A 19,340-nucleotide genomic window follows, 5' to 3' on the forward strand; every position below is an offset into this window, starting at 1 on the left:
CACCTTGTTTAATGAGGCATGACCGCTACTCCGCCTCGTGAGCACACCCGGACGTACTTCCTCGGCAAGCTGGCCGAGGTGTTGGAGATCAGGGGACTCGACGTCGCGCTCCGGTCAAATCCTCCCTCGCTGAAGGCCACCGATCCGGGCGCGACGATGCTCAGCGAGACCGTCGACTGCGTGGCCACTCCGGACGGCTGGTTCTACCGGTGGTCCTGGGGCGAGATCGTGGAGAGCGCGGACGACCCGGAGGCCGCGGCCGACCGCATCCTGAAGGTGTTCGCCCTCCGCTCGGCGGGCGGGCCCGCCTGAGGCGGCCGGCGGATCCCCACCGTCACCAGCCGCGGGCGCGCCACTCCGGCAGCGACGGGCGCTCGGCGCCGAGGGTCGTGTCCCTGCCATGGCCCGGATAGACCCAGGTCCCGTCCGGCAGCCGATCGAAGAGCCGCTCGACGACGTCGGTGTAGAGCCGGTCGAACCGCTTGGGGTCCTTCTGCGTGTTGCCGACCCCGCCGGGGAACAACGAGTCGCCGGTGAACAGGTGGCCGCCCGCGCCTTCGTACAGCAGCGCGATCGACCCCGGCGTGTGCCCGCGCAGGTGGATGACCTCGAGCGGGATCCGGCCGACGGTGATCCGGTCGCCGTGCTCGACCGTACGGGCCACGGCGACCGGCAGCTCAGGCGCGTCGAGAGGATGGGCCACCACCCGCGCCCCGGTCGCCGCCGCAACCTCCTTCAGGGCCATCCAGTGATCCCCATGCCGGTGGGTCGTCACGATGGTGCCGATCGGGCGGTCTCCGATCAGGTGGAGCAGGCGGCGCGGCTCGGCGGCGGCGTCGATGAGGAGGCCTTCGCCGGTCTCCGTGCAGCGCAGCAGATAGGCGTTGTTGCCGAAGTCGCCGACCTCGATCTTGGAGATGGTCAGGCCGGGCAGCTCGCGCACATCCGCGGGGCCGCCCTTGGTCACGTCACCGGTGTAGCTCATGCCACTCCTTCATCCTCGGTCCGGGCGTAGGTCATCATCGCGGACTCGGGGGCGTACGGTCGCAGGAGCCCATACCCTGGACAGACAGGGGACACGACCATCGGAGCGTCCGCGGAGGCTTGGCGGCGAACCGGGGGCGGCTCCGGCCCCCACGAAATTGTCGGTGCCTCCAGATAGCCTCCCCGTGCACCTCTGTTGACTCCAACGACCTATCGGGACCGCTGTGGCTGACCGCCTGATCGTGCGTGGCGCACGTGAGCACAATTTGAAGGACGTCTCGCTCGACCTCCCGCGAGACGCTCTGATCGTCTTCACCGGGCTATCTGGCTCGGGCAAGTCCAGCCTGGCCTTCGACACCATCTTCGCCGAGGGCCAGCGGCGCTATGTCGAGTCGCTGTCCTCCTACGCCCGGCAGTTCCTCGGGCAGATGGACAAGCCCGACGTCGACTTCATCGAGGGGCTGTCCCCGGCCGTCTCCATCGACCAGAAGTCGACGAGCCGCAACCCTCGCTCCACCGTGGGCACCATCACCGAGGTCTACGACTACCTCCGTCTGCTCTGGGCTCGTATCGGCAAGCCGCACTGCCCCACCTGCGCCCGGCCGATCGCCAAGCAGATGCCGCAGCAGATCGTGGACCGGGTGATGGAGCTGGAGGAGGGCACCCGGTTCCAGGTGCTCGCCCCCGTCGTGCGCGGCCGCAAGGGCGAGTACGCCGAGCTGTTCCGCGAGCTGCAGACCAAGGGCTTCGCCCGGGCCCGGGTGGACGGCACCATCGTCCGCCTGGAGGAGCCGCCCACGCTCAAGAAGTACGAGAAGCACGACATCGAGGTCATCGTCGACCGCCTCTCGGTCAAGGAGAGCGCGCGCCGCCGGATGAACGACTCGATCGAGACGGCACTCCAGCTCTCCGGCGGCACGATCACGCTCGACTTCGTCGATCTGCCCGAGGACGACCCGGGCCGCGAGCGCTTCTACTCCGAGCACCTGTACTGCCCCTACGACGACCTGTCGTTCGAGGAGCTGGAGCCGCGCTCGTTCTCGTTCAACTCGCCCTTCGGCGCGTGCCCCGAGTGCACCGGGCTCGGCACCCGGATGGAGGTCGATCCGGATCTTGTCGTGCCCGACCCGGAGCGGGCCCTCGGCGACGGCGCGATCAGCCCGTGGTCCGGCGGCCACACCAGCGACTACTTCGTCCGGCTGCTCGAAGCGCTCGGGTCCGCGATCGGGTTCGACCTCGACACGCCCTGGGAGCGGCTGCCGAAGAAGGCGCAGAAGGCGATCCTGAACGGCCACGCCGAGCAGGTGCGCATCCGCTACAGCAACCGGTACGGCCGGCAGCGCGACTACTACACCACCTTCGAGGGCGTCATCCCGTGGGTGCAGCGCAGGCACGCCGAGTCCGAGAGCGACGCGATGCGCGAGCGGTTCGAGGGCTTCATGCGGGAGATCCCCTGCCCCACCTGCAAGGGGTTCCGGCTCAAGCCGGTCTCCCTGGCCGTGACGGTGGGGGACGCCTCGATCGCCAAGGTGTCGGCCATGTCGATCGCGGACTGCGCCGCCTTCCTGTCCTCGCTGGAGCTGTCCGACCGCGACGCGCACATCGCCGAGCGGGTGGTCAAGGAGATCAACGCGCGGCTCGGCTTCCTCCTCGACGTCGGCCTCGACTACCTCACCCTCGACCGGGCCGCGGGCACGCTCGCCGGCGGCGAGGCGCAGCGCATCCGCCTGGCCACCCAGATCGGCTCCGGCCTCGTCGGCGTGCTGTACGTGCTGGACGAGCCGTCGATCGGCCTGCACCAGCGGGACAACCACCGGCTGCTCGAGACCCTCATCCGGCTCCGTGACATGGGGAACACGCTCATCGTCGTCGAGCACGACGAGGACACCATCGCGGCGGCCGACTGGGTCGTCGACATCGGCCCCGGCGCGGGTGAGCACGGCGGCCAGGTGGTCGTGTCCGGCACGGTCGAGGAGCTGCTCGCCAGCGAGCAGTCGCTCACCGGCGCCTACCTGTCCGGCCGCCGGGCGATCGAGGTCCCGGACCAGCGGCGCAAGCGCGACCGCAAGCGGCAGCTCGTCGTCAAGGGCGCCCGCGAGCACAACCTCAAGGGCGTCGACGTGGAGTTCCCGCTCGCCGTCTTCACCGCCGTCACCGGCGTCTCGGGCTCCGGCAAGTCCACGCTGGTCAACGACATCCTGTACGCCGCGCTGGCCAAGGAGCTGAACGGCGCGCGCACGGTCCCCGGACGCCACTCGCGGGTGACCGGCACCGACCTGGTGGACAAGGTCGTGCACGTGGACCAGTCCCCGATCGGACGCACGCCGCGTTCCAACCCGGCCACCTACACCGGCGTCTTCGACCACGTGCGCAAGCTGTTCGCGGCGACCACCGAGGCGAAGATCCGCGGCTACCTGCCGGGCCGGTTCAGCTTCAACGTCAAGGGCGGCCGGTGCGAGGCCTGCGCGGGCGACGGCACCATCAAGATCGAGATGAACTTCCTGCCGGACGTCTACGTCCCGTGCGAGGTCTGCCACGGCGCGCGCTATAACCGGGAGACCCTGGAGGTCCACTACAAGGGCAAGACGATCTCCGAGGTCCTGGACATGCCGATCGAGGAGGCGCTGGGGTTCTTCGAGGCCATCCCGGCGATCCGGCGGCACCTGCAGACGCTCCACGACGTCGGCCTCGGCTACGTACGGCTCGGCCAGCCGGCGACCACGCTCTCCGGAGGCGAGGCCCAGCGCGTGAAGCTCGCCTCCGAACTGCAGCGCCGCTCCACCGGCCGGACCATCTACGTCCTGGACGAGCCGACCACCGGTCTGCACTTCGAGGACATCCGGCGGCTGCTCGGCGTGCTCAACCGGCTCGTGGACAACGGCAACACGGTCATCGTCATCGAGCACAACCTGGACGTGATCAAGACCGCGGACTGGATCATCGACATGGGTCCGGAGGGCGGCTCGCGGGGCGGCACGGTCGTCGCCACCGGCACCCCGGAGGAGGTCGCCGACGTCGAGGGGAGCCACACCGGCGTCTTCCTGCGCAAGATCCTCGGCGTCTGACCGCGACCCGTGCGCCGGGGCGTCGAACGGCCCCGGCGTCGTCGTGGAGAGCACCGTTACCGCCCCGGCAGGTGTCGCCTCGCCGCCGGCCGGGGCGGATGCGGGGGCAGCGGCTTCCGTCCATAGGCTGGAGCCACACCCCGATCCCGAGAAGGAAATCACCATGACCAGCACCTCCCCCTCCATGCCCACGCGCCGTCAGGTGCTCGGGACCGCGGGCGTTGCGGCGTGCGGCGTCGCGCTCGCCGGATGCGGCGTGGGCGTGCCGCCGGAGCCGGTGGTGCCGCCCGGCATCAAGGGGAAGGTCATCGCCAAGGTGGCCGACGTCCCGGTCGGCGGAGGCACCCTGATCAACGACTGGAAGATCTTGATCACCCAGCCGGCGGAGGGCGTGTTCAAGGCGTTCACCGCCGTCTGCCCGCACAAGGGCTGCGCCGTCGGCCGGTTCGCGGACAAGGCCGTGGAGTGCCCCTGCCACGGGAGCGCGTTCGCGCTCGACACCGGCGCCTGCCTGCGCGGCCCGGCCGAGGCGCCGCTCAAGGAGTTCCCGCTCCGGGTGGACGGCGACGGCATCGTGATCCTCTGACGGGCGGTCCCCGGCTCGTCCGCCGCTCGGTCGCGATCTGCTTTGTCGGTCGCTGACAGTAGGCTTGCATTTGTGGCGGATCCGGCAACCTATCGACCAGCGCCTGGAGCGATTCCCGACTCCCCGGGCGTCTACCGCTTCCGCGACCCCGGCGGCCGGGTGATCTACGTCGGCAAGGCCAAGAGCCTGCGCCAGCGGCTCAATTCGTACTTCGCGGACTTCGCCGGCCTGCACCCGCGGACCCAGACGATGCTCACCACGGCGGCCGGCGTCGACTGGACGGTGGTCGGCACCGAGGTCGAGGCACTCCAGCTCGAATACTCCTGGATCAAGGAGTTCGACCCCCGGTTCAACGTGAAGTACCGGGACGACAAGTCCTATCCGTACCTCGCGGTGACGATGGGGGAGGAGTTCCCCCGCGTGCAGGTGCTGCGCGGCGCCAAGCGCAAGGGGACGCGCTACTTCGGGCCCTACTCCCACGCCTGGGCGATCAGGGAGACGGTCGACCTGCTCCTGCGCGTGTTCCCGGTGCGCACCTGCTCGGCCGGGGTGTTCAGGCGGGCCGGCCAGATCGGGCGGCCGTGCCTGCTCGGATACATCGACAAGTGCTCCGCCCCCTGCGTCGGGCGGGTCACCCCGGAGGAGCACCGCGCCCTCGCCGAGGACTTCTGCGACTTCATGTCGGGCAACACCGGCCGGTTCATCAAGCGGCTCGAGAAGGCCATGCGCGAGGCCGCCGCGGTGGAGGAGTACGAGCGGGCCGCCCGGCTGCGCGACGACATCCAGGCGTTGCAGCGGGCCCTGGAGAAGCAGACCGTCGTGCTCGGCGACGACACCGACTGTGACGTGATCGCCCTGGCCGAGGACCCGCTTGAGGCGGCCGTCCAGGTCTTCTACGTGCGCGGCGGCCGCATCCGGGGCCAGCGCGGCTGGGTGGTCGACAAGGTCGAGGACGCCACCCCGGGCGACCTGGTGGAGCACTTCCTGCTCCAGATGTACGGCGAGGCCGCGATCCCCCGGGAGATCCTGGTCGCCGCGCTGCCGCCGGACGTGGAGGCCCTGGCCGAGCTGCTGTCCGAGCAGCGGGGCGCCCGGGTCGATCTGCGCGTGCCGCAGCGCGGCGACAAGAAGAGCCTGATGGAGACCGTCGAGCGCAACGCCAAGGAGTCCCTGGCCCAGCACAAGCTCCGGCGCGCGAGCGACCTCACCACCCGCAGCCGGGCGCTGCAGGAGATCGCCGAGGCGCTCGGCCTGGACCAGGCGCCGCTGCGGATCGAGTGCTACGACGTCTCGCACATCCAGGGCACCGACGTGGTCGCCTCCATGGTGGTGTTCGAGGACGGCCTGGTCCGCAAGAGCGAGTACCGCCGGTTCTCCATCAAGCAGGCCGAGGGCGACGTCGCCTCCATCCACGAGGTCATCTCGCGCAGGTTCAAGCGCTATCTGGAGGAGCGGTCGGCGACCGGCGAGCTGGGCGCCGAGCCCGCCCCCGAGTCGGCGACCGGCGACGGGCGGGAGAGCGAGGGCGCCGACGGGCCGGACAGCGAGGGCGCCGACCCGCGCACCGGCCTGCCGATCGACCCCGACACGGGGCGGCCGCGCAAGTTCGCGTACCCGCCGAACCTGGTCGTGGTCGACGGCGGTCCCGCGCAGGCGGCGGCCGCCCAGCGCGCGCTGGACGAGCTCGGCGTGGATGATGTCGCGGTCTGCGGCCTCGCCAAGCGGCTGGAGGAGGTGTGGTTGCCGGGCGACGACCTGCCGGTGATCCTCCCGAGGTCGAGCGAGGGCCTTTACCTCCTGCAGCGCGTTCGGGACGAGGCGCATCGGTTCGCCATCGCCTACCATCGTTCGAAGCGGTCCAGAGCCGTGAAGGAGAGCGCGCTTGACGAGGTCCCCGGCCTCGGTCCCGCCCGCAGACAGGCGCTTCTCCGGCACTTCGGGTCGCTGAAGCGGCTGCGCGAGGCGGGCGTGGCCGAGATCCGAGAGGTCCCCGGCATCGGTCCCGCGACGGCCGAAGCCATCGTGGCCGCGCTGAGCGGCGCGCGGGACGCCGACCGAGAGAAAGCGGTGAACGACTGATGTGCGCTGCGAGAGAGCCGGCGTTCGTGATCGTCACGGGCATGTCGGGGGCGGGCCGCAGCACCGCCGCCAAGGCCCTTGAGGATCTGGGCTGGTTCGTCATCGACAACCTGCCGCCAGGGCTGCTGTTCTCCCTGGCCGAGGAGGCGGGCCGGGTCAAGCTGGCCGCGGACAAGGTGGCGGCCGTCGTCGACGTCCGCAGCCTCGCCTTCACCTCCGACCTCAACGCGGCGATCGGCGAGCTGGACGGCCGCGGGGTCGGGTTCCGCGTGGTCTTCCTGGAGGCCAGCGACGAGGAGCTGGTGCGCCGGTTCGAGAACGTGCGGCGTCCCCACCCGTTGCAGGGCGACGGCCGGCTGGTGGACGGCATCGCCCGCGAGCGCGGCATCCTGCGCGAGGTCCGGGCCAACGCCGACCTCATAATCGACACCTCCTCGCTCAACGTCCACGAGCTGCGCAACAAGATCGTCTCCTTCTTCGGTGGCGAGGACCGGCCGGGCCTCAAGGTCAACGTGGTCTCCTTCGGCTTCAAGTACGGCCTGCCGGTGGACGCCGACCTCGTGGTGGACTGCCGCTTCCTGCCCAACCCGCACTGGGTCCCCGAGCTGCGCCCGATGAGCGGCCTGGACGCCTCCGTCCGCGAGTACGTCCTCGGCCAGATCGGGGCCAAGGAGTTCCTCGACGCGTACGAGGAGGTCTTCGGGGTGGTGGCCGCCGGCTACGCGCGCGAGGGCAAGAGCTACGCGACGCTCGCCGTCGGCTGCACCGGCGGCAAGCACCGCAGCGTGGCCATGGCCGAGCAACTCGGCGCGCGGCTGCGCGACCGGGGCATCGAGGTGCAGGTCAGCCACCGCGATGTGGGGCGCGAGTGACGGTTCAGGACGAGGGGAGCGAGGACGGCGGCTCCTCCGGCCCGAAAGTGGTCGCCCTCGGCGGAGGACACGGCCTGTACGCGTCCCTGTCGGCGCTGAGGACGGTGACGCGGCACCTCACGGCCATTGTCACCGTGGCCGACGACGGGGGCTCCAGCGGCCGTCTCAGGCGTGAGCTGGGCGTCATCCCGCCCGGTGACCTGCGCATGGCCCTCGCCGCGCTGTGCGGCGACGGTGAGTGGGGCCAGACGTGGAGCCGGGTCGTCCAGCACCGCTTCCGCAGTGAGGGGGAGCTGCACGGGCACGCGGTCGGCAACCTGCTGATCGTCGCGCTGTGGGAGCTGCTCGACGACCCGGTCGAGGGGCTCGACTGGGTGGGACGGCTGCTCGGCGCCCATGGCCGGGTGCTGCCCATGGCGTCGGTCCCGCTGGACATCCAGGCCGAGGTCGAGCTGGACGGCGAGGTCACGACCGTGCGCGGCCAGGTGGCGTGCGCGCTGACGCCCGGCCGGGTCCGGGCGATCTCGCTGCTCCCGCCGGACCCGCCGGCCTGCCCCCAGGCGGTGGAGGCCATCCACGAGGCCGACTGGGTGGTGTTCGGGCCGGGGTCCTGGTTCACCAGCGTCCTGCCGCACCTCAAGGTCCCCGAGCTGGCCCAGGCGCTGCACGCCACGACCGCGCGGCGGCTGGTGATCCTCAACCTGGCCCCCCAGCCGGGTGAGACGGACGGTTTCTCCCCAGAGAAGCATCTGGAGGTGCTCAGGGAGCACGCCCCATCGCTGACCGTGGACGCGGTGCTCGCCGACAACGGTCTGGTCGGCGACCCCCGCGAGCTGGAGAAGGCGGTGGTGTCGCTGGGAGCGCGTCTCGTATTGGCCGATGTGGGTGCTTGTGACGGATCTCCCCGGCACGACGGACCACGTCTTGCCAACGTCCTGGACGAGATTTTCCGTGAGAAGCGGTGAGACCGGCCCTCCTAGGTGCGAGAGACTGGCTGTCAAAGTCTGTTTGGGGGAGGACACGCGCAGATGGCCATGACGGGTGTGGTGAAGGACGAGCTGAGCCGCCTTTCGGTGCTGAAGCCCTGCTGCCGTAAGGCCGAGGTCTCGACGCTGTTGCGGTTCGCGAGCGGTCTTCACCTGGTGGGCGGGCGGATCGTCATCGAGGCGGAGCTCGACACCAACGTCACCGCCCGCCGCCTGATCAGGGACATCGGCGAGGTGTTCGGCCACAAGGCCGAGGTGCTGGTGCTGGCCCCGGCGGGGCTGCGCAAGGGCTCGCGCTACGTCGTCCGGGTCTACCGCGACGGCGAGGCGCTGGCCCGGCAGACCGGCCTGATCGACAACCACGGTCGTCCGGTCCGCGGGCTGCCCCGCCAGGTGGTCTCGGGCGCGACGTGCGACGCGGAGGCGGCCTGGCGCGGCGCCTTCCTGGCGCACGGCTCGCTGACCGAGCCCGGACGGTCGATGTCGCTGGAGGTGACCTGCCCGGGACCCGAGGCGGCGCTGGCGCTGGTCGGCTCCGCGCGGCGGCTGAAGATCCACGCCAAGGCGCGCGAGGTGCGCGGCGTGGACCGGGTCGTGGTCCGCGACGGCGACGCGATCAGCGCCCTGCTCACCCGGCTCGGCGCGCACGACAGTGTGCTGGCCTGGGAGGAACGGCGGATGCGCCGCGAGGTCCGGGCCACGGCGAACCGGCTGGCCAACTTCGACGACGCCAACCTCCGCCGGTCGGCCAGGGCCGCCGTAGCGGCGGGCGCCCGGGTCCAGCGGGCGCTGGAGATCCTCGGCGACGACGCGCCCGAGCACCTGGTGATCGCCGGGCGGCTCCGGGTCGAGCACAAGCAGGCGTCGCTGGAGGAACTCGGCCAGATCGCCGACCCGCCGCTGACCAAGGACGCCATCGCGGGGCGGATCAGGCGGCTGCTCGCGATGGCCGACAAACGCGCCCAGGATCTGGGTGTCGCCAACACCGAGGCCAACCTCACAGCCGACATGCTGGCCCCCTGACCTCGGCCTTTTCCTCTCGCTTCCATGGCGGCCGGTTTGCGTGTGCGAACCGGCCGCTTTGCCGCGCGCACGCCTTGCTGACGCCCGCTTTGCCGGTTCCGATCAGCGGTGGGGCCGCGTTGGTCTAAACCAATTTGAGTCAGATAAGGTCTGTGACTGAGGTTTCAAGCCAGCCCTGTCGCCGGGCAGCCGGCGCACGACGTACGAGGAGACCGATTCCGTGAGCATCCGCGTAGGCGTCAACGGCTTCGGCCGTATCGGCCGCAATTTCTGGCGCGCTGTGGCAGCCAGCGGTAAGGACATCGAGATCGTCGCGGTCAACGACCTGACCGACAATGCCACTCTTGCCCACCTGCTGAAGTACGACAGCATCCTTGGCCGCCTGCCGTACGAGGTGAAGGCCTCGGCGGACGAGATCACCGTGGACGGCAAGGCCATCAAGGCGTTCGCCGAGCGTGACCCCGCCAAGCTGCCGTGGGGCGACCTGGGCGTCGATGTTGTCGTCGAGTCGACCGGACTGTTCACCGACGCCACCAAGGCCAAGGTGCACGCCGACAACGGCGCCAAGAAGGTCATCATCTCCGCCCCGGCGAAGAACGAGGACGTGACGATCGTCATGGGTGTCAACCACGACATCTATGACCCGGCCGCGCACACGATCATCTCCAACGCGTCGTGCACGACCAACTGCCTGGCCCCCATGGCCAAGGTCATCAACGACACCTTCGGTATCGAGAAGGGTCTGATGACCACGATCCACGCGTACACGCAGGACCAGAACCTGCAGGACGGCCCGCACAAGGACCTGCGCCGGGCCCGCGCCGCCGCGCTGAACATCGTCCCGACCTCCACCGGCGCCGCCAAGGCGATCGGCCTGGTCCTGCCCGAGCTCAAGGGCAAGCTCGACGGCTTCGCGCTGCGTGTGCCGATCCCCACCGGCTCGGCCACCGACCTGACCGTCGAGGTCCGCCGCGAGACCTCGGTCGAGGAGGTCAACGCCGCGCTGAAGGCCGCCGCCGAGGGCCCGCTGAAGGGTGTCCTCAGCTACACCGAGGACGAGATCGTCTCCGCCGACATCGTCACCGACCCGGCCTCCTGCATCTTCGACGCCGGCCTCACCAAGGTGATCGGCAACCAGGTCAAGGTCGTCGGCTGGTACGACAACGAGTGGGGTTACTCCAACCGCCTCGTCGACCTCATCGAGTACGTGGGCGCCTCGCTCTGATGCGGACCATCGACTCGCTCGACGTGAAGGGCCGGCGCGTGCTCGTGCGCGCCGACCTCAACGTCCCTCTCGACGGGGAGACGATCACCGACGACGGGCGGATCCGGGCCTCGGTGCCGACGATCAGGAAGCTGCTCGACAGCGGCGCCAAGGTGATCGTCTGCGCCCACCTCGGCCGCCCCAAGGGATCGCCCACCCGGAAGTACTCCCTCGCGCCCGTCGCGCGCCGGCTGTCGGAGCTGCTCGGCGAGCACGTCGCGTTCGCCACGGACGTGGTCGGCGAGTCCGCGCAGGCCACGGTGGCCGCGCTGCAGGACGGCCAGGTCGCGCTCCTGGAGAACCTGCGCTTCGAGCCGGGTGAGGAGTCCAAGGACGACGAGGTCCGCGGCGCGTTCGCCGACCGGCTGGCCGCCCTGGCCGAGCTGTACGTCGGCGACGGCTTCGGCGCCGTCCACCGCAAGCACGCCAGCGTCTACGACGTGCCCAAGCGGCTCCCGCACGCGGCCGGCGGCCTGATCGTGGCCGAGGTCGAGGTGCTCAAGCGGCTCACCGAGGACCCGGCCCGGCCGTACGTGGTGGTGCTCGGCGGCGCGAAGGTCTCCGACAAGCTGGGCGTCATCGCCAACCTGCTGTCCAAGGTCGACCGGCTGCTGATCGGCGGCGGTATGGCCTACACCTTCCTCGCGGCGCAGGGCCACGAGGTCGGCGGCTCGCTGCTGCAGGAGGACCAGCTCGACCAGGTGCGCGGCTTCCTGTCGGAGGCGAAGGAGCGCGGCGTCGATCTGGTGTTCCCGGTGGACGTGCTGGCGGCGACGGAGTTCGCGCCGGACGCGCCGCACGAGGCGGTGGACGCGACCGAGATCCCGGCCGACCGGCAGGGGCTCGACATCGGCCCGCGTACCCGCGAGCTGTTCGCCGCCAAGCTGGCCGACGCGCGGACCGTCTTCTGGAACGGCCCGATGGGCGTGTTCGAGTTCGACGCGTTCGCGGGCGGGACCCGGGCCGTGGCCGAGGCGCTGATCGCCTCCGGCGCGTTCACCGTGGTCGGCGGCGGCGACTCCGCGGCGGCTGTGCGCCGCCTGGGCCTGCCGGAAGACGGCTTCTCGCACATTTCCACCGGTGGAGGGGCGAGCCTCGAATACCTCGAGGGCAAGACCCTGCCCGGACTCGCAGCTCTGGAGGACTCGTGAGCCGCAAGCCGCTCATCGCCGGCAACTGGAAGATGAACCTCAACCACCTCGAGGCCATCAACCTGGTGCAGAAGCTGGCGTTCTCGTTCACCGCCAAGGACTTCGACGCCGTCGACGTCGCGGTCCTCCCGCCGTTCACCGACCTGCGCAGCGTGCAGACCCTGGTGGACGGGGACAAGCTCCAGATCACGTACGGCGGGCAGGACCTGTCCCGGCACGACGCGGGGGCCTACACCGGGGAGATCTCCGGCGCCATGCTGGCCAAGCTCGGCTGCACCTACGTGCTGGTCGGCCACTCGGAGCGGCGGCAGTACCACGCCGAGGACGACGCCGTGTGCAACGACAAGGTGAAGGCGGCCTACCGGCACGGGATCACGCCGATCCTCTGCGTCGGTGAGGGCCTGCCGGTCCGCAGGGCCGGCGAGCAGGTGCCGCACACCCTGGCCCAGCTCGACGGCGCTCTCGACGGGATCTCCGCCGAGCACGCGAAGTCCCTGGTCGTGGCGTACGAGCCGGTCTGGGCGATCGGGACCGGCGAGGTCGCCACCCCGGAGGACGCGCAGGAGGTCTGCGGGGCGATCCGGACACGACTCGCCGAGCTCTACGACGGCGAGGTGGCCGCGGCCGTCCGTATCCTTTACGGAGGATCGGTCAAGTCCGACAACATCGCCGGGATCATGGCGCAGCCCGACGTGGACGGTGCCCTCGTCGGAGGGGCCAGCCTCGACCCGGGCGGGTTCGTGAAGATTTCCCGTTTTGGCGAGATGTCGGCGGGCTGAGCCGTTCGGGGGGTGCGACTTGACAACAAGCCGTACCCTCATAAGGCAAGATTGAATCGTCACACCGCTGGTGTCGCGCACCCGCGCGAGTCATAGGAACAGGTCAACGGTGATTATCGGAATCTCCATCGCCCTCATTCTGTCGAGCGCCCTGATGGTGCTGCTCGTGTTGCTGCACAAGGGCAAGGGTGGTGGTCTCACGGACATGTTCGGCGGCGGGTTCTCGTCGTCGTTCGGCGGGTCGGCGGTGGTCGAGCGTAACCTCGACCGCCTCACGATCATCACAGGCGTGGTGTGGTTCGTCTGCATCATCGCGCTGGGCCTGCTGCTCAAGCCGTAACGGCCGTAACGTCAAAATCGGTCAGGCTGTAAAAAATAGGGCAGAAACGGCTCATCTGCGGCGACACGTGACATAGATTCATCTTTCCCCCGTGTCCCGCGGGGCGTGAGAGCGAGGAGTTCATTCGTGGGTAGTGGCAACGCGATCCGTGGCAGCCGAGTCGGTGCGGGCCCCATGGGGGAGGCCGAACGCGGCGAGGCGGCCCCCCGAGTGCGGGTCTCGTTCTGGTGCGCGAACATGCACGAGACGCGTCCCAGCTTCGCCAGCGACGCGGCCGTCCCTGAGCACTGGGACTGCCCCCGGTGCGGACTGCCGGCCGGTCAGGACGAGGCGAACCCGCCCGCTCCGCCGCGAAACGAGCCGTACAAGACGCATCTCGCGTACGTGAAGGAGCGGCGCAGCGACAAGGACGGCGCGCAGATCCTGGCCGAGGCCCTGGAGCGGCTGCGGTCCTCGTCGCGTCCGATCTACTAGACCGGACAGATCTCCAGGCCCGTCTCACGGCATCGCGAGGCCCCCGTTCCCCAGTGGAACGGGGGCCTCGTCGTATCCAGGGTCAGGCGGAGCCGTTGTCCGCGACGCACTCGCCGTCGACGAAGGTCATCCGCACGCCGGTCGTCCAGATGTCCTTGGGGTCGAGGGCGAAGGGGTCGCGGTCGAGCACCGCCAGGTCGGCGGGGCGGCCCTCCTCGATCACCCCGGCGGGCGAGCGGTTCAGCCAGGCCGACCCGGCGGTGTACGCCGTCAGCACGGTGCGCAGGTCGATGCTCTGGCCGGGCAGGAACGGGGTCTGCGCGGTCGGGTAGGACGCGTGGACCGAGCTGCCAGGTTCGGTCCGGTTGACCGCCACGTGGACCGCCTGCAGCGGGTCGGCGGACGAGACCGGCCAGTCCGATCCGGCCGCCAGCCGGGTGCCGTGCCGTACGAGATCGGCGAAGGGGTACTGCCAGGTCGAGCGCTCCTCGCCCAGGTAGGGGAGGCACAGCTCGTCCATCTGGGCGTGGTGCGTGGCCCACAGCGCCTGCAGGTTCGCGGTGACGCCGAGGGCGGCGAAGCGCGGCACGTCCTGCGGCGTGACGATCTGCAGGTGGGCGATGTGGTGGCGGTTCTGCGGGGACGTGCCGGTGAGCGCGTCCAGCGCCTCCCGCACGGCGCGCTCGCCGATGGCGTGGAAGTGCACCTGGAACCCGTGGGAGTCGAGCTCCTTGACGTACCCCTTGAGGAGCTCCGGGTCCACGTACGACAGCCCGGTGCCGCCGCAGCGGCAGTAGGGCTCGATGACGGCGGCGGTGAAGTTCTCCGCGATGCCGTCCTGCATGATCTTGATCGAGGTGGCGCGGAAGCGGTCCAGGCCCTCGGCGCGGGCGCGCCGCTCCAGCAGCTCGGGGATCTGCTCGGCCCCACGGGAACGGTCCCACCACAGGGCACCCACCACGCGAGCCTTGAGACGGCCGCTGGAGGCCGCGGAGAGGTACGCGGGGAGCTGGTCGTCCGAGCCCGCGTAGGAGCCCACGATGGCGTCCTGCCATCCCGTGATGCCGAGCGAGAACAGGTACTGCTGCGCCTCAAGCAGGGCCGCCTCGAGGTCGGCGGGGGTCGGGCGCGGCGTGAGCAGGCCGACGAGGTCCATCGCCCCCTCGTGCAGCACGCCGCTCGGGGTGCCGTCGGGGTCGCGCTCGATCCGTCCGTCGGCCGGGTCGGGCGTGTCCTTGGTGATCCCAGCCAGTTCGAGGGCGCGCGTGTTGACCCACGCCGCGTGGTGGTCGCGCTGGATCAGGTACGCGGGCCGGTCGAGGAAGTCGAGCTGGGTGCGGTGGGGGAGCCCGCCGGGGAAGGCCGCCATGTCCCAGCCGCCGCCGCTGATCCACGTCTTCTCGGGGTGCGCGGCGGCGAACGACGCGACATGCGCCAGATAGTCGTCGAGGCCGTAGATCTCGGCCAGGTCGCAGGCGGCCCGCTCCAGTCCCGCCTGCACGGGATGGATGTGGGCGTCGACGAAGCCCGGCGTCAGCAGCCCGCCGCGCAGGTCCACCGGCTCGGCGCCGGGCGAGAGCCGTACCAGGTCGGACTCGGCGCCGACGGCGGCGATGACGCCGTCGCGCACGAGCAGCGCCTCGGCGAATCCGCCCGGGGTGAGGACCCGGCCGCCGCGGAACAGGATGGAGGAGCTCACGATCGTCCTCTTTCTTCATGTGCTCGTGGTCGTTCCACGTCACCCGCGCCGACGTGGTGGCGAAACGGTATCCGCACGCCCGGAGTGCCCGGGCCGCGCGGGAGAGGTCAGTGACCGGTGATCATGTCGGCGACGCGGGCCAGCACGGAGGTCTTGCGCATGCCCTTGGCCTCGCGGGCGTCGGCGACGCGGTACAGGCGGTACATCGAGTGGACCCCGAGCCAGCGCAGCGGCTCCGGTTCCCAGGAGCGGACGCGGCGGTCCACCCAGGGGAGGCCGGTCAGCGGCGTCTCCCGCCCGAGCACCAGGTCGCGCAGCGTCCGCCCGGCCAGGTTGGTCGTGGTCACGCCGTGCCCGGTGTATCCGCCCGCCCAGCCGAGCCCCGTCGCGCGGTCCAGGCCCACGGTCGCGCACCAGTCGCGCGGCACGCCGAGGACGCCCGACCAGGCGTGCGCCACCCGCGAGGACGCCGCGGCGGGGAAGAACGACGTCAGCAGGCCCCACAGCGCGTCCACGGTCCAGTCGTGGGTGTGCCCGCGGTCGTCCACGCGCGAGCCGTAGAGGTAGGGGCGCCCGCGCCCGCCGAACGCGATGCGGTCGTCCGCGGTGCGCTGCGCGTACATGTAGTAGTGCGCCATGTCCCCGAGCAGTTCGCGGCCCTCCCACCCGATCGTCTCCCACACCTCGGGCGGCAGCGGCTCGGTGACGATCAGCGAGCTGTTCATCGGGAGCCAGTCGCGGTGGTGGCCCGGGACCGTGGCGGTGAACCCCTCCGTGCAGCGCAGCACGTGCGCCGCCCGCACGGCGCCGTACGGCGTGACCGCGCGGCCCGGCTCGATCGCCGTCACCGGCGTGCCCTCGAAGAGGTCCACGCCCAGGGCGCGTACGGCGTCCGCGAGCCCCCGGGCGAGCTTGGCGGGCTGGATCCTGGCGCAGTGCGGGCTCCAGGTGGCGGCGACCGCCCCGGACACGCGCAGCCGCTCGTCCCTCTCGGCGGGGGAGAGCGGGCGGACGTCCTCCTCGGTCCAGCCCCACGCGCGCTGCCCGGCGATCTCGGCGCGCAGCCGGGCCTCCTGGGCCGGGCCCCGCGCGACGTTGAACAGTCCTCCCTTGACGATGTCCGCGTCGATGCCCTCGGTGGCGCAGACCGCGATGACCTCGTCGACCGCGGCGAACATCTCCCGCTGCAACCGCTGGGTGGCCTCCCGCCCGTGGGTCTTGGCGTACCGTTCCGGCGAGCCCGCGAGCGCCCCCGTCAGCCAGCCGCCGTTGCGTCCGGACGCGCCGAACCCGGCGAACTCCTTCTCCAGGACCGCCACCCGCAGCGAGGGGTCGGCCTTCTTCAGGTAGTAGGCGGTCCACAGGCCGGTGTAGCCGCCGCCGACGATCGCGACGTCCGCCTCCCGGTCGCCGTCGAGCCGGTCGCCGGGGGCGGGGATACCCAGGGATCGGAACCAGAAGGACACATCGCCGTTGACGAAATCTGGGGACAGCGGAGCGTTCATGAGGCATATCCTGCTATATCCGTACCAGTTGGAGAACCTCGCTGCGGAAGTCGTTGCGAAACGTCGGCTGGCATGCCGATAACGTCGCCAGTGGCAGGATTTTCCAGGGCGAAACGGTCGGCACACCTTCGTGTAGCAATCGCGTAACAGATCTACGACAGGATTGCCTCATCACGGAGGGAGCGGTATCGATGGGGTTCTTGCGGATCAGGACGACGGTGGACGAGCGACCCGGGCGGCTGGCCTCCCTGGCGGCGGCGCTGGCCGACAAGGGCGGGAACATCCTCGGCCTGTCCGTCCAGCCGGACACGGACGGCACGGTGGACGAGTTCGTCGCCGAGATCCCCGCCTCCGCCGAGACCGTGCGCGCCGCCCTGGAGTCCGCCGGCGGGCGCCGCGTCCAGGTCGTCACCGCGACCGCCCACGACCTCACCGACGAGCCCACCCGCGCGCTGCTGCTCGCCGCCCGCCTGCGCTCCACGCCCTGGCGGCTCCCGGAGATCCTGCGCGAGCTGATGCGGGCCGACGACGCCCGCTGGGTCTACGGCGCGGACCTCTCCGACCTGCCCGACCCGACCCTGCTCACGGTGCCCGTGGCGCCGAAGCGCGCGATCCGGCTGCGCCGGGCGGGGCTGCCGTTCACTCTCACGGAGGCGGCCCGTGCCGCCGCGTTCGTCCGGCTCGCGCAGCCGCCCGCCGAGGCGCAGAGGTCCGAGCGGCCGGTACGGCTCGGCGACGGGGCCGAGGTCGTGATCAGGCCGCTGACCCCGCTCTACCGCGAGGCGGTCCGGGACCTGCACGAACGCTGCTCGCCCGAGTCCCGCAGGTTCCGCTATTTCACGGCCATGCCCACGCTGCCGCCCCGGATGTTCGAACGGCTCTGCGACCGCGGCCGCGGCCACTCCCTCGTGGCCGGGCACGACGGCCAGGTGGTCGCCATGGCCAACCTGCAGTTCAGCCCGGAGCCCGGAACCGCCGAGATGGCCCTGCTGGTGGAGGACAGCTGGCAGGGACGCGGTCTCGGCCGGATCCTCGCCCAGATGCTCCTGGAGGCGGCGCGCGACCTCGGCCTCGCGGAGGTCAGGGCCTCGTTCCTCTCCGACAACGCCCGGATGCGGGCGCTCCTGCTCTCCCTCGGCGCCACGCTCACCTACACCGAGGACCCCGGTGTGGTCGAGGCGCGGATGCCCGTGGGCGTGATGGCGCCGACCTCCCCGAGCTGAACCGGGGCACGCCGAGAACACCTGGACCGTGGCGCGGTGGTCCCTACCGTCGCCTGCGCTGGCCGAGGGCGTAGGCGACGTTGACCGCGACGATGCCGGTCCACACGATCACCAGTCCGGATATGCCGCCGCCGGAGAACGAGGCCGCGCCGGTGAGCGGGATGGAGATGCCGAGCGAGCCGAGGGCCAGGCCGAGGTGGCGCTTGCGCTCCTGCTGCTCCGCCCACGTGGAGTGGCGCGGGTCGGGGAGCCGGCTGTCGGCTTCCGCCTTGACACGTTGCGCGATGGTGGCCTCGATGCGGTCGAGGAAGGCCTCCGTCAGCGCGGATTCGTACTCGGGGCCGAGCTCGCGGCGGGCTTCGACGGTCGCGCGCAGCTCGTCGCGGGGCAGAGGGGTGTCTGGCATAGGTCCAATCTGCCAGATTTCTCGTGATCACGCGCCTACCGGCGGTCGCGCTCGCGGGGTGCTGTGCCTATGGCGCTCGCCGCGATCGCGGGGTCAGGGGGAGGCGATGCGGCCGAGGCCGGGCGGGATCTTGCCGGCCGCGGCGCGGTCGAGCAGGAACAGGGTCCGGCGGCTGCCGCGGGCCCCGGCGGCCGGGACCTGGATCGGCCCCGCCCCCGACAGCGCGAGGTGGACGGCCTGCGCCTTCTCCGCGCCCGCGGCGACGATCCACACCTCGCGCGCGGCCTTGATCGCCGGGAGGGTGAGCGAGAGGCGGGTGGGCGGCGGCTTCGGTGCCCCGTGTACCGCGACGACCGCGCGCTCCTCCTCGTAGAGGGCGGGCTGCCCGGGGAACAGCGACGCGACGTGGCTGTCCGGGCCCATACCGAGCAGCAGCACGTCGAACGACGGAACCGGGCCGTGGTCCTCGGGACGGGAGGCCTTCTCCAACTCGGCCGCGTAGACCTCGGCCGCCTCCTCCGCGGTCAGCCCGGAGTCCGCCGCCGGCATGGCGTGGACCCGCGCCGGGTCCACGTCCACGTGGTCGAGCAGCGCCGTGCGCGCGCCGGTCTCGTTGCGCTCGGGGTCACCCGCGGGCAGGAAACGCTCGTCGCCCCACCACACGTCGAGGGCACGCCAGTCGATGGCGTCGCGCGCCTTCGACCCGGCGAGCGCCGCGAGCGTCGCGATGCCGACGGTGCCGCCGGTCAGCACGAGATGGGCCGACCCGCGGGCCGCCTGGGTGTCGGCCAGGCGGGTGATCAGGCGGGCCGCCACGGCCTGGGCGAGCACCTCCGCGTCGCGGTGGACGATGACGTTGGGGACACTCACGGCTGTTCCTTCTCCATTGGGGCACTACGGGCGG

18 protein-coding genes are annotated in these 19,340 nt (G+C 71.1%); 13 read left to right on the forward strand and 5 right to left on the reverse strand.

The window, feature by feature from the left end:
- Positions 1-18 precede the first annotated feature (18 nt).
- The gene (locus ACQP1V_RS14730; RefSeq protein ID WP_067141770.1) at positions 19-312 is read left to right on the forward strand and encodes a hypothetical protein; all 294 of its coding nucleotides are present in this window, start codon (positions 19-21) and stop codon (positions 310-312) included.
- A gap of 22 nt (positions 313-334) precedes the next feature.
- Here the strand turns inward: ACQP1V_RS14730 and ACQP1V_RS14735 are convergent, their stop codons facing one another.
- On the reverse strand, positions 335-985 hold the full coding sequence (locus ACQP1V_RS14735) for an MBL fold metallo-hydrolase (RefSeq protein WP_433423048.1): 651 nt from the start codon (positions 983-985) through the stop codon (positions 335-337).
- 223 nt (positions 986-1,208) lie between these two features.
- Here ACQP1V_RS14735 and uvrA point away from each other — a divergent pair, with 223 nt between their 5' ends.
- From uvrA to ACQP1V_RS14790, 11 genes are all read left to right on the forward strand, one after another.
- A complete protein-coding gene (uvrA, locus tag ACQP1V_RS14740) occupies positions 1,209-4,049 on the forward strand; it encodes an excinuclease ABC subunit UvrA (RefSeq protein ID WP_433423051.1) in 2,841 nt (946 codons plus the stop codon).
- Between the two features lie 163 nt (positions 4,050-4,212).
- The gene (locus tag ACQP1V_RS14745) at positions 4,213-4,635 is read left to right on the forward strand and encodes a Rieske (2Fe-2S) protein (protein WP_387416574.1); all 423 of its coding nucleotides are present in this window, start codon (positions 4,213-4,215) and stop codon (positions 4,633-4,635) included.
- Positions 4,636-4,707: 72 nt separating this feature from the next.
- On the forward strand, positions 4,708-6,714 hold the full coding sequence (uvrC, locus tag ACQP1V_RS14750; RefSeq protein ID WP_433423055.1) for an excinuclease ABC subunit UvrC: 2,007 nt from the start codon (positions 4,708-4,710) through the stop codon (positions 6,712-6,714).
- A complete protein-coding gene (rapZ, locus tag ACQP1V_RS14755; protein ID WP_067141783.1) occupies positions 6,714-7,586 on the forward strand; it encodes an RNase adapter RapZ in 873 nt (290 codons plus the stop codon). The genes uvrC and rapZ overlap by 1 nt, the downstream gene beginning before the upstream one ends.
- Complete coding sequence (locus tag ACQP1V_RS14760; RefSeq protein WP_433423058.1) at positions 7,583-8,551, forward strand: gluconeogenesis factor YvcK family protein; 969 nt, start codon at positions 7,583-7,585, stop codon at positions 8,549-8,551. Before rapZ ends, ACQP1V_RS14760 begins: the two co-directional genes overlap by 4 nt.
- Positions 8,552-8,614: 63 nt before the next feature.
- Positions 8,615-9,595, forward strand: coding sequence for a DNA-binding protein WhiA (gene whiA / locus ACQP1V_RS14765; RefSeq protein WP_387416577.1), 981 nt, complete (start codon positions 8,615-8,617; stop codon positions 9,593-9,595).
- Between the two features lie 220 nt (positions 9,596-9,815).
- Positions 9,816-10,820, forward strand: coding sequence for a type I glyceraldehyde-3-phosphate dehydrogenase (gene gap, locus ACQP1V_RS14770; protein WP_387416578.1), 1,005 nt, complete (start codon positions 9,816-9,818; stop codon positions 10,818-10,820).
- On the forward strand, positions 10,820-12,010 hold the full coding sequence (locus ACQP1V_RS14775; RefSeq protein WP_433423063.1) for a phosphoglycerate kinase: 1,191 nt from the start codon (positions 10,820-10,822) through the stop codon (positions 12,008-12,010). The genes gap and ACQP1V_RS14775 overlap by 1 nt, the downstream gene beginning before the upstream one ends.
- The gene (gene tpiA, locus ACQP1V_RS14780) at positions 12,007-12,789 is read left to right on the forward strand and encodes a triose-phosphate isomerase (RefSeq protein ID WP_433423066.1); all 783 of its coding nucleotides are present in this window, start codon (positions 12,007-12,009) and stop codon (positions 12,787-12,789) included. Before ACQP1V_RS14775 ends, tpiA begins: the two co-directional genes overlap by 4 nt.
- Positions 12,790-12,898: 109 nt before the next feature.
- Positions 12,899-13,129, forward strand: a complete 231-nt coding sequence (gene secG / locus ACQP1V_RS14785) for a preprotein translocase subunit SecG (protein ID WP_061255550.1) — start codon at positions 12,899-12,901, stop codon at positions 13,127-13,129.
- 126 nt (positions 13,130-13,255) lie between these two features.
- Entirely contained in the window at positions 13,256-13,603 is a 348-nt protein-coding gene (locus tag ACQP1V_RS14790) for an RNA polymerase-binding protein RbpA (RefSeq protein WP_084259626.1), read from the forward strand.
- Positions 13,604-13,685: 82 nt separating this feature from the next.
- Here the strand turns inward: ACQP1V_RS14790 and ACQP1V_RS14795 are convergent, their stop codons facing one another.
- Both ACQP1V_RS14795 and ACQP1V_RS14800 read right to left on the reverse strand, forming a co-directional pair.
- Complete coding sequence (locus ACQP1V_RS14795; RefSeq protein ID WP_433423069.1) at positions 13,686-15,302, reverse strand: amidohydrolase; 1,617 nt, start codon at positions 15,300-15,302, stop codon at positions 13,686-13,688.
- Positions 15,303-15,409: 107 nt separating this feature from the next.
- Complete coding sequence (locus ACQP1V_RS14800) at positions 15,410-16,807, reverse strand: NAD(P)/FAD-dependent oxidoreductase (RefSeq protein WP_433423072.1); 1,398 nt, start codon at positions 16,805-16,807, stop codon at positions 15,410-15,412.
- A gap of 191 nt (positions 16,808-16,998) precedes the next feature.
- Here ACQP1V_RS14800 and ACQP1V_RS14805 point away from each other — a divergent pair, with 191 nt between their 5' ends.
- Positions 16,999-18,030: an N-acetyltransferase family protein gene (locus ACQP1V_RS14805; protein ID WP_433423075.1), complete on the forward strand. Its 1,032-nt coding sequence runs from the start codon at positions 16,999-17,001 to the stop codon at positions 18,028-18,030.
- A 43-nt stretch (positions 18,031-18,073) separates the two neighbouring features.
- Here the strand turns inward: ACQP1V_RS14805 and ACQP1V_RS14810 are convergent, their stop codons facing one another.
- Both ACQP1V_RS14810 and pgl read right to left on the reverse strand, forming a co-directional pair.
- The gene (locus ACQP1V_RS14810; RefSeq protein WP_433423078.1) at positions 18,074-18,436 is read right to left on the reverse strand and encodes a hypothetical protein; all 363 of its coding nucleotides are present in this window, start codon (positions 18,434-18,436) and stop codon (positions 18,074-18,076) included.
- Positions 18,437-18,529: 93 nt separating this feature from the next.
- A complete protein-coding gene (gene pgl, locus ACQP1V_RS14815; protein WP_433423080.1) occupies positions 18,530-19,306 on the reverse strand; it encodes a 6-phosphogluconolactonase in 777 nt (258 codons plus the stop codon).
- Positions 19,307-19,340: the final 34 nt, after the last annotated feature.

The sequence above is a fragment of the Microtetraspora malaysiensis genome (assembly GCF_050947145.1).
GTDB lineage: Bacteria > Actinomycetota > Actinomycetes > Streptosporangiales > Streptosporangiaceae > Microtetraspora_A > Microtetraspora_A malaysiensis.

Coding starts and splice junctions, on each gene's coding strand:
- ACQP1V_RS14735 (WP_433423048.1), bottom strand. CDS start 985: ATGAGCTACACCGGTGACGTGACCAAGGGCGGCCCCGCGGATGTGCGC.
- ACQP1V_RS14805 (WP_433423075.1), top strand. CDS start 16,999: ATGGGGTTCTTGCGGATCAGGACGACGGTGGACGAGCGACCCGGGCGG.
- rapZ (WP_067141783.1), top strand. CDS start 6,714: ATGTGCGCTGCGAGAGAGCCGGCGTTCGTGATCGTCACGGGCATGTCG.
- ACQP1V_RS14810 (WP_433423078.1), bottom strand. CDS start 18,436: ATGCCAGACACCCCTCTGCCCCGCGACGAGCTGCGCGCGACCGTCGAA.
- ACQP1V_RS14800 (WP_433423072.1), bottom strand. CDS start 16,807: ATGAACGCTCCGCTGTCCCCAGATTTCGTCAACGGCGATGTGTCCTTC.
- ACQP1V_RS14730 (WP_067141770.1), top strand. CDS start 19: ATGACCGCTACTCCGCCTCGTGAGCACACCCGGACGTACTTCCTCGGC.
- ACQP1V_RS14775 (WP_433423063.1), top strand. CDS start 10,820: ATGCGGACCATCGACTCGCTCGACGTGAAGGGCCGGCGCGTGCTCGTG.
- ACQP1V_RS14745 (WP_387416574.1), top strand. CDS start 4,213: ATGACCAGCACCTCCCCCTCCATGCCCACGCGCCGTCAGGTGCTCGGG.
- whiA (WP_387416577.1), top strand. CDS start 8,615: ATGGCCATGACGGGTGTGGTGAAGGACGAGCTGAGCCGCCTTTCGGTG.